Annotated in this window: 12 protein-coding genes and 1 tRNA gene; 8 read left to right on the top strand and 5 right to left on the bottom strand. The window is 72.2% G+C overall.

The window, feature by feature from the left end:
- Positions 1-213 precede the first annotated feature (213 nt).
- Positions 214-852: a bifunctional DNA primase/polymerase gene (locus tag ACZ4UX_RS01130; RefSeq protein WP_329488676.1), complete on the top strand. Its 639-nt coding sequence runs from the start codon at positions 214-216 to the stop codon at positions 850-852.
- Between the two features lie 316 nt (positions 853-1,168).
- On the opposite strand, the gene ACZ4UX_RS01135 is transcribed toward ACZ4UX_RS01130, so the two are convergent.
- The 4 genes from ACZ4UX_RS01135 to ACZ4UX_RS01150 all read right to left on the bottom strand — a co-directional run bounded on the left by ACZ4UX_RS01135 (position 1,169) and on the right by ACZ4UX_RS01150 (position 5,748).
- Positions 1,169-2,155, bottom strand: a complete 987-nt coding sequence (locus ACZ4UX_RS01135) for a DUF5926 family protein (RefSeq protein WP_465704743.1) — start codon at positions 2,153-2,155, stop codon at positions 1,169-1,171.
- 175 nt (positions 2,156-2,330) lie between these two features.
- Entirely contained in the window at positions 2,331-2,972 is a 642-nt protein-coding gene (locus ACZ4UX_RS01140; RefSeq protein ID WP_465705392.1) for an ATP-binding protein, read from the bottom strand.
- A 340-nt stretch (positions 2,973-3,312) separates the two neighbouring features.
- Complete coding sequence (locus ACZ4UX_RS01145) at positions 3,313-4,137, bottom strand: glycerophosphodiester phosphodiesterase family protein (protein ID WP_465704745.1); 825 nt, start codon at positions 4,135-4,137, stop codon at positions 3,313-3,315.
- A 141-nt stretch (positions 4,138-4,278) separates the two neighbouring features.
- A complete protein-coding gene (locus ACZ4UX_RS01150) occupies positions 4,279-5,748 on the bottom strand; it encodes a purine-cytosine permease family protein (RefSeq protein ID WP_329488672.1) in 1,470 nt (489 codons plus the stop codon).
- A 528-nt stretch (positions 5,749-6,276) separates the two neighbouring features.
- Between ACZ4UX_RS01150 and ACZ4UX_RS01155 the strand changes: the two genes are divergently transcribed.
- Positions 6,277-7,845, top strand: a complete 1,569-nt coding sequence (locus ACZ4UX_RS01155) for a S1C family serine protease (RefSeq protein WP_465704747.1) — start codon at positions 6,277-6,279, stop codon at positions 7,843-7,845.
- Between the two features lie 59 nt (positions 7,846-7,904).
- Positions 7,905-7,992: transfer RNA gene (locus ACZ4UX_RS01160), tRNA-Ser, on the top strand.
- Positions 7,993-8,281: 289 nt separating this feature from the next.
- Here ACZ4UX_RS01160 and ACZ4UX_RS01165 read toward each other — a convergent pair.
- Positions 8,282-10,006 (bottom strand): GmrSD restriction endonuclease domain-containing protein, encoded by a 1,725-nt coding sequence (locus ACZ4UX_RS01165; protein WP_465704749.1) that lies wholly within the window; start codon positions 10,004-10,006, stop codon positions 8,282-8,284.
- Between the two features lie 224 nt (positions 10,007-10,230).
- Here ACZ4UX_RS01165 and ACZ4UX_RS01170 point away from each other — a divergent pair, with 224 nt between their 5' ends.
- The 5 genes from ACZ4UX_RS01170 to ACZ4UX_RS01190 all read left to right on the top strand — a co-directional run bounded on the left by ACZ4UX_RS01170 (position 10,231) and on the right by ACZ4UX_RS01190 (position 16,050).
- Positions 10,231-11,343 carry a peptidoglycan-binding protein gene (locus ACZ4UX_RS01170; protein ID WP_359804062.1) on the top strand — a complete coding sequence of 371 codons (1,113 nt, stop codon included), beginning with the start codon at positions 10,231-10,233 and terminating at the stop codon, positions 11,341-11,343.
- Between the two features lie 109 nt (positions 11,344-11,452).
- On the top strand, positions 11,453-12,283 hold the full coding sequence (locus ACZ4UX_RS01175; protein WP_465704752.1) for a MerR family transcriptional regulator: 831 nt from the start codon (positions 11,453-11,455) through the stop codon (positions 12,281-12,283).
- A gap of 105 nt (positions 12,284-12,388) precedes the next feature.
- Positions 12,389-13,681 (top strand): MFS transporter, encoded by a 1,293-nt coding sequence (locus tag ACZ4UX_RS01180; RefSeq protein ID WP_465704754.1) that lies wholly within the window; start codon positions 12,389-12,391, stop codon positions 13,679-13,681.
- A 225-nt stretch (positions 13,682-13,906) separates the two neighbouring features.
- A complete protein-coding gene (locus tag ACZ4UX_RS01185) occupies positions 13,907-15,271 on the top strand; it encodes an FAD-binding oxidoreductase (RefSeq protein ID WP_465704756.1) in 1,365 nt (454 codons plus the stop codon).
- A gap of 449 nt (positions 15,272-15,720) precedes the next feature.
- The gene (locus tag ACZ4UX_RS01190; protein WP_329488666.1) at positions 15,721-16,050 is read left to right on the top strand and encodes a hypothetical protein; all 330 of its coding nucleotides are present in this window, start codon (positions 15,721-15,723) and stop codon (positions 16,048-16,050) included.
- The last annotated feature ends 327 nt before the right edge of the window (positions 16,051-16,377 follow it).

Here is a 16,377-nt window from a genome sequence, read left to right on the forward strand (position 1 = left end):
CGCCCGGGCGGCGTCCATCCGGTCGCATACGGGATTCTCGTTCCAAGGGCTGTTCGCATCGCGGCTCTTTCATGTCGTGCTCCACACCGTGCTCCATCCCCGCCACGCCGTTCGCCAAGCCCACCGGCCCGGTACGGGCCCGTGCGGCGTTTCCCCGGCCGCCGGCCGGCGGGGCCGGAGCGACCCGAGCGGTCACGGAAAGGAACGAGCGCCATGCGCGAGAACTCAAGGAGCCGGTCGACAGTCCGTTCCGTCCGGTTGGCCGCGGCCCTGGCCGCCGCGGTCGACCACCGCTGGCCGGTGGTGCCCGGCACGCTGCTGGTTGGCGGCCACTGTTCGTGCGGGGACGCGGACTGCTCCGTCCCCGGCGCCCACCCGCACGACCCGTCGCTGCTGGCGGCCACCACCGACGCCCGGATGGTGCGGTGGTGGTGGGAGCGGCAGAGTCCGGACGCGCCGGTGCTCGCGGCGACCGGCGGGACGGTCTCGGCGGTCAGCCTGCCCGCGGCGGCCGGTGCCCGGGCGCTCGCCTACCTCGCCGCGCTGCGGCTCCCGCTCGGCCCGGTCCTGTCGATGCCCGGCCGCTACGCGATGCTCGTCGCCCCCTACTCGCTGGAGGCGCTCGGCGAGATGCTCGCCCAACTTCCTTGGGTTCCGGGCTCGTTGCGCTACCACGGCTCGGGCGGTTTCCTGGCGCTGCCGCCGGGCGGCGGCTCGGGCGGCGGGGTGCGCTGGGTGCTGCCGCCGCGTCCGGCGGCCGACGGCGGTGTGTGGCTGCCCGAGGTCGGGCCGCTGCTGGGGGAGTTGGTCGAGGCGACGGTCCAGCTGGACAGCGGGCGCTCGGCGTACTGACGGGGCTTCCGCGCCTCGTCCGGCCCCTGTCGTTCGGCCCCCCGTGGCCGGTGCGGCGGGGGCCGGTGCGTCGGTCGCGGCCGGGCCGGCGGGCCGATCGGCCGGGGTACTGATCGGGCACGGTCCACCCGTCGGAGCGGGCCGGGGCCGGAAAACAAAAGATCCGGCCGCTGGCGACGGGGGATGCACCAGCGACCGGACTCTTTAGACAGTAACAAGGATCCGCGCCCGCGCCAATTTCCAAGAGCCCCTGCCCGCCCGGAAATTGCCGTACCGGCGGCCAATGTGACGCGTATCACCCGGATCCGAGTCCCCTTTAGTTCAAAGTGACCTGACGGTTCACCAGGTTGGCGCGGGCCCGCCGCTCCTCGCCGGTCAGCGGCGCCGGGTCGGCCAGCGTCGCGGCGAGCCGCTCGGCGAACTCGGCGGCCGGCTTCTCGCAGTCGGTGGCGGTCATGGCGAGCGGCAGGTCCCAGACCGGGACGGTCAGGCCGTGCGCACGGAAGGAGCCGACCAGCCGGGTGTCCGGGCCGAGCGAGGACAGGTCGGCGGCGGTGAGCCGGGCCAGCGCGTCCAGCAGCTCCTCCTCCGGCACGGTCATCACCCAGCGCAGGTGGTTCTTGTCCGGGGTGCCGCACCAGTACGCGGAGTCCACGCCGGTGAGCTTCTCGGTCGGGATCGCCGAGGCGTTGGCGCGCTCCAGGGAGGCGGCCACCTCGCCGGTGGCGGTCTCGGCGTCCTCCAGCCAGAACTCGAAGCCGGTGTGCACGGCGGGCGTGAACTCGGCCGTGGTGTCCAGCAGGTCCTGCAGGCGGCGGCCGCCCGGCACGGTCCGGCGGGCCGGGACGGGCGAGCCGGGCTCGGCTGCCAGCGCCAGCTCCAGGGCGTCCGCCAGGTCACGGCTCAGGTCGCCGGAGGAGGACTGGGTCTGCAGGCCGAGCAGGATCGAACCGTCCTGGCGGCGCAGCGCCGGCCAGGCCAGCGGCAGCACGGTGGCCAGGGTCACGGACGGGACGTCACCGTTGGCGGCCTCGGCCACCCCGGCGGCCAGCGTCAGCGGCACGGTCGCGGCCGGGACCAGCTCGCGCAGCGCCACCCAGTCGGCCTCGCCGGACAGCCCCTCGAACGGGCGGTGCACCAGCTCCTGCACGGCGTGCGAGGCCTCCCGGCCGTGGCAGGCCTTGTACCGGCGGCCCGAACCGCAGGGGCAGTTCTCGCGGGCCCCGACCACGGGGATCTCGCCCGTGACGGCGGTGGTGGACTGGCTGCGCTGCGGCGCCTTCTTGGCGGCCTTCTTGCCCATGGTGCGGCTCTCCCGGTGGCGGTTTCGGTGTGCTCCGGGCAGCCTACTGACGTTCCCCCGGCACGTGGGCACGCGCCGGGGCGGAGAGTACCCCGTGGGGGCGGCGCCCGGACCGCCGTGGGCGGCGCCCCGCGGAGGCCCCACCGGGCCCCGCTCCGACGGCCGGGGGCGACGCTCAGGCGCTGCGGGCGTCACCGCCGGTGCGCCGGGCGTGCCGGGCCCGGGCGGGCAGGGCGGCCCAGACCGTGACCTCGCCGGGCGCGTCGCGCACGCCCCAGTCGCTGGACAGCTGGTCGACGATGCTCAGCCCGCGGCCGCCGCGCGAGGTCAGCGACGGACTGGCGGGCGACGGCCGGGTCTGCGCGCCGCCGTCCGTCACCTCCAGGGTGAGGACCCCGTCCGCGTGCAGCTGCCAGCGGACCAGCACCCCGCCGTTGCCCTCGCCCTCGTCCGGGTGGGCCTGCGGCCGGGCCTGTCCCGCGTCCCGGCTCCTGGCGTGGACGGCCGGGCCGCCCGTCGCGGGAGCACCGGCCGGCCTGGCCGGCTCGGCCGGACCGGAGGGGACGCCGACGAGGATCTGGTCGACGATCTCCGCCCGGGCGCTGCGTCCGAGCACGGGCAGCGGGCCGAGCGGCCGTGCGTAACGACATGCATTGCTCAGCAGTTCGGAAAGGATCAGAACAGCATCATCGATGACCGGTTCCGGAATCTCCCGGTCACGTAGATCTCGACGCAGTCGGCGCCGTGCGACCCCGACACTCGATGGGCCGTGCGGCACTGCCATGGTCGATGAAGTCGGCACTTCACGCGCCACCATCAACGCCACCCCCGGACCTCCTTCAGCGTATGCCGAGGGATGGATGCCCCTTGGTAATGGGTCGGAAACGACCGTACGGCGATCCCGCGCGGACATTTCAAGCCGGGCGACACACGGTGCGCTGCAGGTGATTCCCCGCTCACCCTCTGTCGTGAGAACGCATGATTTCCGTCAGAAAACGGCGGATGAAGGTTTGAGCCCTACCCAAGCGATCGCGGTCCGCCGGGGCGGAAGTGCCGGGTGATTCCGGAGCGCGGCGCGCGGCCACCGGGTCTCGGGGGGCCGGAAATAACCGGAGAAACCCGTGGGGCGCGAGGGAGGTTTTCCGCGGCGGACCGGTTCAGCGACCGAGCTGGGCCAGGACCTCCGCCGGGCGGTTGGTGATGATCCCCGAGACCCCGAGCTCCAGGCAGAGCTCGACATCGGCCGGCTCGTCCACGGTCCAGACGTGCACCTGGTGGCCGAGCTCCCGCAGCCGGGTCACCAGCCGGGGCCGGGCCCGCACCAGGTCGATGCCCGGGCCGGCGATCCGGGCCCCGCCGGGCAGCGAGGCGCCCGGGCGCAGCCGGCCCTGCAGGGGCAGCATCCGCTCGAACAGGAAGACCCGCGGGTACTCCGGCGCGGCGGCGGCCACCCTGGTCAGCGCCAGCGAGGAGAAGCTCATGATCCGGGCCTGCGGGCGGTCGCCCTCCGGCGCCCCGCCGATCTTGAACCGGTCGAGCATCCGCAGCAGCTCGGACTCCACCCGGCCCCGGAAACGGACCGGGTGCTTGGTCTCGATCGCCAGGTCCACCGGGCGCCCGCAGTCGGTGACCAGCTCCAGCAGGCTCTCCAGCCGCAGGACGCCGCGCAGGTCCGGGTCCGCGCTCGGCTCGCCCGTCTTCCAGGCGCCGAAGTCGTGCGCCTCCAGCTCGGCCAGCGTCATCGAGGAGACCGTGCCGCGGCCGTCCGAGACCCGGCCGATCCGGCGGTCGTGCACGCAGACCAGATGCCCGTCGGCCGTCACCCGGACGTCGCACTCGACCGCGTCCGCGCCCTCGTCGAGCGCCCGGCGGTAGGCCGCGAGCGTGTGCTCGGGCAGGGCGTGCGAGGAACCGCGGTGGGCGATCACCTGGACGGGCCGCGCGGTGCGCGCCGCCGCCGGGGAGAGGTCAGGGCTGGTCACGCCGTCCACGATAGGCGGCGGAGGTGACACCCGGGCGAAGACGGCCCCAACCTGCGGGGCCGTCTTCGCCCGCGCGCCGCGTCGTCCGCCCTTCCCGGCGCGCTGCCGCGGGCCCGGGTCGGGCCTCGGGCCTCTCGGGCGTCAGGCGGCGGGGGTCCGGCGGGTGAGCGGGGTGAGCGCCCAGGTGACCAGGGCCGGCACCAGGAAGCCGAACAGGGACGCCGAGGTCCACTCCTGGGGCGTGAAGTGCAGGGCCTCCTGCACGGAGGTCCAGAAGTCCGTCCACCAGCCGGCGATCGCGGTCGGCGCGATCAGCTGGTAGACGGCGAAGCCGAGCGCCCAGGGCAGCAGCATCAGCCAGCGGGACGGGGCGTCGGCGGCGAGGTTCCAGCCGCGCCGGCCGGCGCCGAGGAAGTAGTCGACCGCCAGCACCGCGAACATCGGCACGAACACCGAGCCGATCAGACCGAGGAAGGCGTAGTAGGAGTCGGTGAACTCGGTGATCTGCAGGGCCAGCACGGTGATCAGCAGCCCGGTGGCGCCGGTCAGCACCCGGCGGTCCACCTTCGGCAGCAGGTTGTGGACCGACATCGCGGTCGAGTAGACGTTGGCGAAGGACTGGTCGGTCTCGCGCAGCACCAGCACCAGCAGGAAGAACCAGCCGGCCCAGACGCCCAGGAACGAGTCGAAGATCCGGGAGGCGTCGCCGTCGGCCTGCAGCAGCGCGAACAGGCCGAGCACGTAGCACCAGACCTGGGCGACGGTGTAGCCGGAGAAGCTGCCCCAGAACGCGGAGCGGGCGGTGCGGGAGTGCCGGGTGTAGTCGGCGGCCAGCGGGACGAAGGAGATCGACACCGCGATCATCGCGTCGGTGGCCCGGAGGAAGCCGTGCCAGTTGCCCGCGCCCGGGTCGGACACGCCGCCCCGGCCCAGCTGGACGGTGAAGTAGACCATCGCCACCGCGACCGCCGCGGCGACGAAGCGGCGCAGCACCGCGATCGCGCCGAGCGGCCAGATGGTCAGCGCGGTGGTCACCGCGCCCGCCAGGACGACGAAGAGCCAGCGGTAGCCGTCGGTGTGCGCCACCGTCTGCGCGCCCATCGCGATGACCAGCAGCTCGTACACGCCCCAGCCGATGCACTGGACGATGTTCAGCACCGTCGGCACGTAGGAGAGCTTCGTCCCGAACAGTCCGCGCAGGTTGGCCATCGCCGGCGCGCCGGTCCGGGCCCCGATCAGCGCGGCCACGCCGAGCATCGCGGTGCCGACCACGGTGCCGACCACGATCGCGGTGACGGCGGCGGCCAGCGACAGCTCGCTGCCGGGTGCGCCGAGCACGGTGGCGGCGGTGGTGAAGCCGATCAGGCTGACGCCGAGGTTCATCCAGAGCGCGAAGTGGTCCCGGAAGCGGAGCGTGCGCGGCGGCTCGGTGTCGAGGACGAACGGGGCCTCGACCCGGTCCGCCCGGTCCGGCCGGTCCAGGACGGCGGTGCCCGCTCCGGTGGAACCGGCCGCCCCGCCGGTGGCGTCGCAGGGATCGGTCGCGGACGATTCGGGGAAACCCTTGGACGCGGGCGCGCCCGAAGAAGAGGATGGCGAAGCAGGCGGCATGGCCGATACTCCCTACGCCGGCATTACCCGGACAGGTTCCGGCGGTCTGCGCCCCCTCGACGGTCCGTCCACGGAGCTCGTGGCGTACGGTCGACCGGCGCACTCTCAGCCTGGTGGGTCCAAGCTCCCGCGTGTCAGTTTGGAGCGACAGGCTAACCGGCGCGGGAGTGAACGCCAAGGCCAGGCGTCCGGCGGTCCGCATCGCGGGACGCCGCGGGGCGGCCTCGCACGGGGTGCCGGGGGGCCGCCGCGGGGGCCTGCGTGGGGGCCGTTGTCGGGCCGGGCTAAGGATTCTTATGACTTCTTCAGAGGGGTCCTTACGGCAATCGAATCGAGTGTGCGAAAAACTATGGTTGTTGGTCCTGTCAGCTATGGAGGTCGTCCGTGAGCACCGAGCGCGAGGTTGGGCCCACCGGGCCACAGGGGGAGCAGCCCTCCGACGGCCAGGGGGTAGTGGGTCCCGCTCCTGACGGTCGGGCGCAGGTGGCGCCCGGTCCCGTCCAGGCGGCGCCCGAGGCGGACCGGCCCGTGACGGACACCGTCGCCGGGGCGCCCGCCGCTCCGGCCGCGCCCGCGTCCGGCGGGTTCACGCCGACGCTGGCGTTCAGCAAGGTCGGCGCCCCGGACCCGGCGCCCGCCGTGCCCGCCGAGCCGGTGGCGGCTCCGGCCGCCGAGGCCGGGTACATCGACGCACCTCCGCCCGTCCTGCCGCCGGCCCCGGCCGCCCCGGTGGCCGCGCCGGTCACCAACCCGTACGCCACGCCGGGCGCCCCGGTCGCGGCGGCGTCCCACGACCCGTACGGCGCTCCGGCCGCGCCGGCGCCGCACCACCCGTTCGGCGCCGGCCAGCCGCTCGGCGGCTGGGGCGGCCACGAGGCCCCGCCCGGTGGCCCCGCCGCCCCCGGCGGCCCGGGCTACCCCGGCGGGCCGCTCGGCTACCCGGCCGAGTACCCCGGCACCCCCGGGCCCGGCGGCCCGCGCAAGAAGCGCGGCGGCCTGATCGCGCTGATCGCCGCCGTCGCCCTGGTCGCCGGTGTGGCGGGCGGGGCGCTCGGCGTCGCCGTCGCGGACCGCGACGACAACGGCATCAGTGCCGCGGACGACCACCGGAGCACCACCGTCCAGGCCAGCACCCAGAAGAACGAGCCCGCCCCCGGCTCGGTGGCCGGCATCGCGCAGAAGGCGCTGCCCAGCGTCGTCACCATCAAGGCGCAGGGCAACGGCGAGTCCGGCACCGGTACCGGTTTCGTCTTCGACACCGAGGGCCACATCCTCACCAACAACCACGTCGTCGCGCCCGCCTCCAACGGCGGCAAACTGACCGTCAAGTTCGCCGACGGCACCTCCTACAGCGCCTCGGTGCTCGGCCGCGCCGAGGGCTACGACGTCGCCGTGGTGAAGCTCGACAACCCGCCCAAGGACAAGCTGACGCCGCTTCCGCTGGCCGACTCCGACAAGGTCAACGTCGGTGACTCCACGATCGCCATCGGCGCGCCGTACGGCCTGGAGTCCACCGTCACCACCGGCATCATCAGCGCCAAGGACCGCCCGGTCGCCTCCGGCGACGAGACCGGCGCGCAGTCCTCGTACATGAACGCGCTGCAGACCGACGCCTCCATCAACCCCGGCAACTCCGGCGGCCCGCTGCTGGACGCCGGCGGCGCGGTGATGGGCATCAACTCGGCGATCCAGTCCAACGCCTCGGCCAACGGCCGGGCCGGCAGCATCGGCCTGGGCTTCGCCATCCCGATCAACCAGGCCAAGTGGGTCGCCGAGACCCTGATCAAGACCGGCAAGCCGGTCTACGCCAAGCTGGACGTCCTGCGCAACGACGACTACAAGGGCGACGGCGCGCAGATCCAGACCCGCGACATCCAGGGCACCCCGGCCGTCACCCCCGGCGGCGCCGCCGACAAGGCCGGCCTCAAGCCCGGCGACGTCATCACCAAGCTCGGCGGCAGCCCGATCGAGAACGGCCCGGCCCTGGTCAGCAAGATCTGGACGCACAAGCCCGGCGAGACCGTCGACGTCGAGTACACCCGCAACGGCCAGACCAGCACCACCAAGGTCACCCTGGCCGAGCGCGTGGGCGACTGACCCCCACCCCGAAACCGGTGCACCGAACCCCGCCGGACCCGTTAGGCTGACCTCCGCCTGGAGAGCTGCCCGAGCGGCCTAAGGGAACAGTCTTGAAAACTGTCGTGCGGTGACCCCGCACCGTGGGTTCGAATCCCACGCTCTCCGCTAGTGGCGGAAGCCCAGATCAGGGCGGGTATCGGCAACATGCCGATACCCGCCCTTTTCGATTCCGTCCCGGGCTGTCCCACCCGGATGTCCGTCTGACGCGGAGCCTGGCTCGGTCGCGCGTGCCGCGTCAGACCCTGTCACGCGCGGGCTGACGGCTAGCCACACCAAGCCCGCCGCAGTCGTCGTCCCTCAACGGCAGGTATCCACCCCGAGGCGATCCGTGCTCGCCCGCCTCGGGGTGGGCGGCACGTGGGCCACTCACGTCGTCAGGCGCGGAACCGCATCGCTAGCTGCCGATGAGGGAGCGTCCGGTCGCTCGCTCCACCATCTTGACCACCGTCTCAAGCCTCTCATCGAGGAACTTCTCGTATTGGTCCTGAACTATGCCACTGGCTGCATCGATCTTGATCGCGTGGGAGGCGAGGACCGACTTCAACTTGTCCGGACCATAGGCGTCTGACATTTCCTTCAGATACACACTGGGCGCCTTGTCCTTGATGATCCTATTGGTCTCGGCGTCGATCAAGCTCCGATTCAACAGAAGTTCGGAGCTGGTCGCTGAATTAGTCCGCTTGAGATGTGCCTTTGGGAAGATGTGGTGCGAGTCGATCTGGGACTCGCTCACTCGGTGTGGCGTCATCGCTTGTCCCGTGTGGAAGTCCTTCGCCCGGCTCGTCACCAGAAGGCACATCAGGCCGGAGTAGAGCGCCTTCCGTCGAACGGATGCGGTTCGGAACGTCGATGCGCTCAGCGGAAGATCGGCCACCGCCTCTGGTGGTTCGCCGGTCCCGGAAACAGCCCAGGACTTGAGGAGGCTATAGTCCGCGCCGACCTGACTGTTCGCCCCTTGGTCGTAGTTGGTAGTGAACACGCTGCACCAGTAGAACCTCTGGAGTCGCTCGTAAGCGGTCGCTCGATCCAGGGGGTCCAGCTCTGAGATCTCTGGCCACACGGCGGCCATCGGGATCAGGAGCATCCCGTAGGGGAGCCACTTGGGGGCGACCAGTCCGCAATCCACCTGGAGCATGTCGATCACCCCAGCTATTCCCTTGATTATGGCGTTCCAGTGTTCCTTGATGTCGTCTGCTTCGAGTTTCTTCAGCAGGTCGGATCGTTGTGCGGAGCCGTGGGCCCGCAGGCAGACCGCCTGGAGCACGTTGTAAGGGTCGACGTTGAAGTCGATCAGAGTCTTGTAGCTTGCCTGAGCGTCGACCCAGTGGTCCCGCAGATTCACTCCGCGCGGGTAGTAGCGTGCGGTGAGAAGTTCGAAGACGCCGAGCGGCTTTCCTGTCCTGTTGAGAGTCTCGAAGATCGTGCAAACTGCCTCTATGGGAGTCGTCTCGGGGAGGGTGACCACCGGGAGGCCATACGCGCGAAGTGGAATCACGTACTTGTCCCGCATCCTTCGATACAGAGACTTCGTGAACTTCGGGTCGAGAGCTGGATCTTCGCTGCCCAGGGTGTCGACGTAGTCATCGAGCCAGTTGTCGAAACCGCTGACATCGGCCACTGGAAAGTGGGAGCTCTTGAGGACCTCCGCGTTCTTCTTCTCCTGGGCCGCGCCGGTCGCCACGGGTAGCGAGATGATGGCCCTGTCGAAGTCCACCTCATGGAAGTCGAGAATGCGGTCGTTCTCAAGGTCGACGAACTCGTCGACCTTGAGGTAGAAGCGCTCGTCGCCCGTGCCGGTAAGAGCCTGGTAGAGGGCTGTGAGGCGCTGCTGCCCGTCGAGGACAAGTTCTACCGGCTTCTTCTGGCCAAGCTCGGGCGAGCCCTCGAAGCTTCGGCTCGCGAAGAGTTCATTGCTGCCTTGCTTCCAGAAGAGGAGTGTCCCGACAGGGAACTTCGAAATGATCGACCTGATGAGTTCCTCGGTCTTGGAGGAGTCCCACACGAAGTCACGCTGGAAGTCCGGCAGGGCGATCTCGCCCGATCTGATGCGGGTGACCAGATTGGATAGCTGCCTGGGTGCTGCCTCAAAGATGGGATCCGATTCGTACGCACTGGTCACTCTGCATCACTCCCCAATCGACTCGATGCCCGTAGCCGAGGGTGAGCCTATGGGTTCCCACTGACAGGGACCCAAGCCCTCCGACGCGGGCGTCAAGAGCCAGGTTCGGGGGTGGAATTCACCTGAACGGGGGGTTTGGGGTGGGGGTGTGCTCGTGAGGGGGTGAGGGGTTCGTGTGTCGGGCGTAAGGGGCGGACTGCCCTGGGCCCGGCGAGGAGAGACTGATGGCCTGGTACCCCGGCGCTGAGAAGCTGGAGCTTCAGCCCGAGTCGGACGACCAGCCGGCGATCGTGCCGACGCAGGTGATCTTCCACAGCATCGCGGCGCCGTGGGCGCCGCGCCGAATCTACGAGTACTGGCGGGACTCGACCAATCTGGAGTCGCACTTCGGGGTCGGATACGACGGCAGTGTGGGCCAGTTCATCGGGACCGAGACCCGGGCGGACGCCAACATGGGGGCGAACCGCAGGGCGGACGGCACGGGGGCGGTGAGCGTCGAGTCGGCCAGCAACGACCAGAACACCGATCCGTGGACGGACGCGCAGGTCGCCGCCCTCGTCGCGCTCGGCGTCTGGCTGCACGGGCGGCACGGGATCCCGGTGCGGGCCTGCCGGAGCGCGAACGACCCGGGCTTCGGCTTCCACCGGCTCTTCCCGGAGTGGTCGGACGGCGGTACGTCGTGCCCCGGGGACGCCCGGGTGCGGCAGTTCTACGACGTCGTGCTGCCCGGGATCGCCGCCGCCGCGGGCGGCGGTCCGTTGCCGCCGCCGCCCCGGTCCGACACCGCGCCGGTCCGCCGACGGGTGACGATCAACGGCCTGGAGTACGGCTACGGCGCGCACGGGCCGCAGGTCCGCGAGGTGGGCGAGGCGTTGGTGGCGGCCGGGCACGGTGCGCACTACACGACCGGTCCGGACGAGGACTGGCGGGATGCCGACACCCTCAACTACCAGGACTACCAGCGCAGTCTGGGGTACTCGGGCAGTGACGCGGACGGCGTCCCGGGCGAGCAGTCGCTGCGCCGGCTGCTCGGCCGGCTGCCCTCGCCGCGCCGCGTCTCGCTGGCTCACGTCGTCGCGGCGGCCCGGACCGACCCGGGCGCCGAGCAGGGCCACCAGACCTACGGCGGCGAGGTCCGGATCGTCGAACAGGCGTTGGTCGACGAGGGGTTCCTGGAGCAGCGCTGGGTGGACGGCTCGCTGGGCAGCACGACGGTGCAGGCGTACGCGGCCTTCCAGCGCAGCCTCGGCTACGCGGGTTCGGACGCCAACGGCATCCCCGGTCAGCGGAGTCTGCGGGAGCTGGGGCAGCGGCGGGGGTTCGACGTGACGGACTGACGGGCGGACGGACGGAAGTGCGGACGGGCGGCCGGGCCGGGTGCCCGACCCGGCCGTGGGCGCCGGTGCTTGACCATGACACGGTGTGAGGCTCTGCACTGGAGGCATCATGTTCAACATCGGAGACTTCGCCAAGCACGGCCGGGTGTCGGTCCGGATGCTGCGCCACTACGACGCGATCGGGCTGCTGCACCCGGCCCGGGTCGACCCGGTCAGCGGCTACCGCTCCTACGAGGCCGCCCAGCTCGCCCGGCTCAACCGCGTCATCGCCCTCAAGGACCTCGGCTTCACCCTGCAGCAGGTGCGGGCCGTCCTGGACGAGCGGGTGGACGCGGCCGAGCTGCGCGGGATGCTGCGGCTGCGGCAGGCCGAACTGGCCGCCGCGATGGCGGCGGACGCCCAGCGGCTGGCCCGGGTCGAGGCGAGGCTCCGGACGATCGAGAGCGAGGGGACCATGCCTGCACAGGATGTCGTGGTGAAGCGCGTGCCGTCGGTCCGGGTGGCGGAGCTGACCGCCGTCGCGGCCGGCTACGAGCCGGAGGACATCGGACCGGTGATCGGACCGCTGTTCCAGGAGCTCTGCCGACGGCTGGCGGAGGCCGGGGTGACGGAGACCGGGCCGTCCGTGGCCCGCTACGAGGACATCCCGCAGGGGGACGGCGCGGTGCTGATCCGGGTGGCGGTGCCGGTCGGGGCGACGGTCTCCGGCGCTGCGGAGCACGGCTTCGAGGTGGTCGACCTGCCGGAGATCCCGGAGGCGGCGACCATCGTGCACCGGGGATCGATGGACGACGCGCTGGGCGCCTTCCAGACGCTGGCCCGGTTCATCGACGAGAACGGCTACCGCTCCACGGGCTACGCGCGGGAGCTGTACCTGGAGTGCCCGGACGCGCCGGCGGACTGGGTGACGGAGTTCCAGGAGCCGGTGGTCCGCCTGTAGCCCGGCGAGGAGGGGAGGGGAGGCGCGGGGAGGGGAGGCGTGGGCGCGGCGGAGCCGTCGGCGGCCTTGCCCTCGACCTGGTCGAGGCCCCTACGGTCGGCGGCCATGGCCACCGACACCGGCACCACGCCCGCCGACCCACCCGCGACGGACACCGGCACCAAGCCCGCCGACCCACCCGCCGGGGCCGCGCTCCCGGGCCCGTACCTGCTCTGGCTGGCCGGCACCCAGGCCGGTCTGCTCGGCGACGCCGCGCTGTACCTCGCCCTGGGCTGGGCGGCCTCCGCGCACGGCGGGGGCGCGGCAGGTCTGGTGCTGACCGCGATCACGCTGCCCCGCACCGTCCTGGTCCTGCTGGGCGGCGCGGTGGCGGACCGGTTCGGTGCCCGCCGGGTGATGCTCGCCGGGGACGCGGTGATGCTGGTGGCCGCCCTGGCCCTCGCGGCCGCCGCGGCGGTCTGGGGCACGCCGCTCCGGCTGCTGCTCCTGGCGGCTGCCGTGATCGGCACCGTCGACGCGTTCTACCTCCCGGCGAGCGGATCGATGCCCTGCCGCCTGGTGGGCGCGGCGCAGCTGCCACGGGCCCTCGCGCTGCGGCAGGCCGGCGGGCAGACCGCCGCCCTGCTGGGCGCACCGCTCGGCGGTGTCCTGGTCGCGGCGGGCGGCCTGCCGGGGGCGGCCCTGGTGGACGCGGCGAGTTTCGGGGTGCTCCTCCTGGTGCTGCTGAGGATCCGGCCGGTGGAGCCGGCGGCGGCGCGGCCGACCGACCGGGAGGCGGCGGGGCGCGGACCGTCCGGGCCGGGGCTGCTGCGCGATGCGGCGGCCGGGGTCCGGCTGGCCCTGGCGGATCCGCTGCTGCGCGCCGCGCTGCTGCTCACCGGCGCCGCGGCCGGGGCGCTGCTGCCGGTGGTCCCCCTCCTCGCGCCGCTGCTCGCCCGGGCCCACGGCTGGGGCGCCTGGTCGGCCGGGCTGTCCGCCGGTGGACAGGGGGCCGGGGTGCTCGCGGTGGCGGGGCTGGTCTCCTGGCGGGGCGGCCTGCGGAGGGCAGGAGCCGGGGCGGCGGCCGGGCTCTGCGTGGCCTCGGTGGGGACCGCGGTGCTGGCCTGGGCGTCCGCACCGGCCACGGCGGTGGCGGGCAGCGTGCTGGCCGGGGCGGGGTCGGGGCTGTTCGCCTGCCACCTCGGACCGCTGGTGCTCCACGGTGCCCCGGTCGGTCATCTCGCCCGGGTCCAGGCCCTGTTGACGCTGGTCCAGAGTGCGGCGCTGGTGCTGTCCACCGGACTGCTCGGTCTCCTCGCCGAGGTGGCCGGCGCCAGGTGGCCGACGACGCTCTGCGCGCTCGCCGCCGGCGGGGCGGGGCTGGCGGCCTGGGCGTCCTCCGCACTGCGCCGGGTCTGAGCAGCGGCCCGCGCCGTCGCTTCGTGGACCGAGGGCCGAGAACCGGACAGGGGCGGGCCGGAGCGGCGTACTTGCCGGTCGTGCGGTGGCGGGGCAGAGTGCGGGCAGAGGCGATGGGCGGCGTACGGCTCGATCTCCTACGACTCGGCGGCGTGCGGCGCGACCGCGTACGACCGGCGGCGTGAGGCCGGGGCGGTGCGTGCCGGGCGGCGATCGGAGGCGGCGATGAGTGATCTGACGGACCGACTGGCGACGGGGCTCCCGGGTGGGGCCCTGGTGGTGGACCCGGACGTGATGGCCGCCTACAGCCACGACATGGCGGGCTTCTGCGCGGCCGGCAACCCCGCCGTGGTGGTCTTCCCGGAGACGGTCGAGCAGGTGCAGCACGTCCTGCGGACCGCCACCGAGCTGCGCGTACCGGTGGTGCCGCAGGGCGCCCGGACCGGGCTCTCCGGCGCGGCCAACGCGGTGGACGGCTGCATCGTGCTGTCGATGGTGAAGATGAACCGCATCCTGGAGGTCGATCCGGTGAACCGGATCGCGGTGGTGGAGCCGGGCGTGGTGAACGCGGAACTGTCCAGGGCGGCCGGAGAGGTGGGGCTGGCCTACCCGCCGGACCCGTCCAGCTGGGAGTCTTGCACCATCGGGGGCAACATCGGCACCGGCGCGGGCGGGCTCTGCTGCGTCAAGTACGGCGTGACCAGTGAGTACGTGCTGGGCCTCGACGTGGTGCTGGCGGACGGGCGGCTGCTCTCCACCGGTCGCCGGACGGCCAAGGGGGTGGCGGGCTACGACCTGACCAGGCTGCTGGTCGGTTCGGAGGGCACCCTGGGCGTGGTGGTGGGCGCCGTGGTGGCGTTGCGGCCCGCTCCGGCACCGCAGTTGGCGCTGGCCGCGGAGTTCCCGAGCGCGGACACGGCGGGCGCGGCGGTCTGCGAGGTGATGGCGCGCGGCCTCACGCCGTCGCTGATGGAGCTGATGGACACGGTGTCCGTGCGGGCGGTCAACGAGCTGGGGCAGATGGGGCTGCCGGAGTCGACCCAGGCCCTGCTGCTGGTGGCCTTCGACGGGCCGGACCCGGCGGCCGAGCTAGCGGTGGTGGGCGAGATCTGCCGGGCGGCGGGCGCGACCGAGGTGGTGCCGGCCGAGGACCAGGCGGAGTCCGAACTGCTGCTGCAGGCACGCCGGCTGGCCCTGCCCGCGATGGACCGGCTGGGGACCACGATGATCGACGACGTGGCGGTGCCGCGCTCGCGGCTGGCCGAGATGCTGAACGGCGTCGCCGCGATCGCCGAGCGGCACGCGCTGACCATCGGGGTGGTCAGCCACGCGGGCGACGGCAACACCCATCCGATCGTCATCTTCGACGCGGACGATCCGGAGGAGTCGACCCGGGCGCAGCGTTCCTTCGACGAGATCATGGCGCTGGGGCTGGAGTTGGGCGGCACGATCACCGGGGAGCACGGGGTCGGGCTGCTGAAGCGGGAGTGGCTGGCACGCGAGCTGGGGCCGGTGGCGCTGGAACTGCAGCAGCAGTTGAAGGCGGTCTTCGATCCGCTGGGCATTCTCAACCCCGGCAAGGCGGTCTGACAATCAGCCCTGAGCGACTTTCCAGGGCCTTCGGCTGCCGCATTCCCATGGGCTAAGTAGGATGGTGGAATAGTCGCAGGATGGCTGGATATATCGACAAGGTCGAGTGACCCTACGCAAAGGGGGCGCGTTCGCCTATGTCGTGCGCCGGGGTGGTGCGCCCAGTCCTTCGTGTGCTCCCCGCGCGCCGCTCCCAAACGTCGCGTCAGGCGCCACCGTTCGGGCGAAATACCAGGTGAGTGCCGGTGTGTCGGCGCACTGTCCGCTGGAGCGCTCGTTATTCACCGTCGCCCTGGATATCACGCTAACGGGCGAAAACGGGGGCGCTAGGTGGTGCTTTGTCGATTTGTTGCGGAAGTCTGTCTCTCGGCGTCGCAGCCCGCAGGGGTTCGTCTGGCCGACGAACTCCCGCACACAATGCACGATTTACAGCTTTCTTGGAGGCTCTCATGGTTCGCACTCGCCACCGCCGGCTGGCCGGTCTTCTGGTCGCGGCCCCGCTTGCGGCCGGTCTGCTGCTGGCGGGCGCCGGCGCCGCCGCCGCCGACAACGGCGCGCTGGCCAACGACGGTTCCAACAGTGGTGTGGTGTCCAACGTCGGCACGGGCAACGTCTTCGGCTCCGTCGACGGCAACTACGTGTCCACCCAGCAGACGGCCACCGGGTCCGGTGCCTCGAACCAGGCCAACACCCTCGCGGTGAAGGACAACTCGGGCACCATCCTGGCCGGTCAGTCCAACAAGAACTTCAACATCGTCTTTGCTCCGGTCTTCAACTGACGGGAACGGGTGCCACCACCGGCGGGGGCGCCGGAGGTGGGTGACCGCGAGTGGGTCGAGCGCTCGCGGTGGGGCTCGAAGTGAGACAACTCGATGCAGGGAACCGGGTAGCGGAAAGGGTCACCGCAAACCGGCCTCGTGGGCGGTGCCGTCGATCGGCACCGCCCACGAGTGCGTTCACGCACCCAGCCCGGAAGGCGCGGCCCCGGAAGGCGCGGCCACGGAGCGCCGTGCCCGGAGCGCTGCACCCCGGAGCCCCGGACGGAGCGCGGCCGCCACCCACGCGCGCCGGAAGCCGCCTCCGGCCGGCTCGCGCCGGTCCCTACG

Source organism: Kitasatospora sp. NPDC028961 (genome assembly GCF_055564815.1).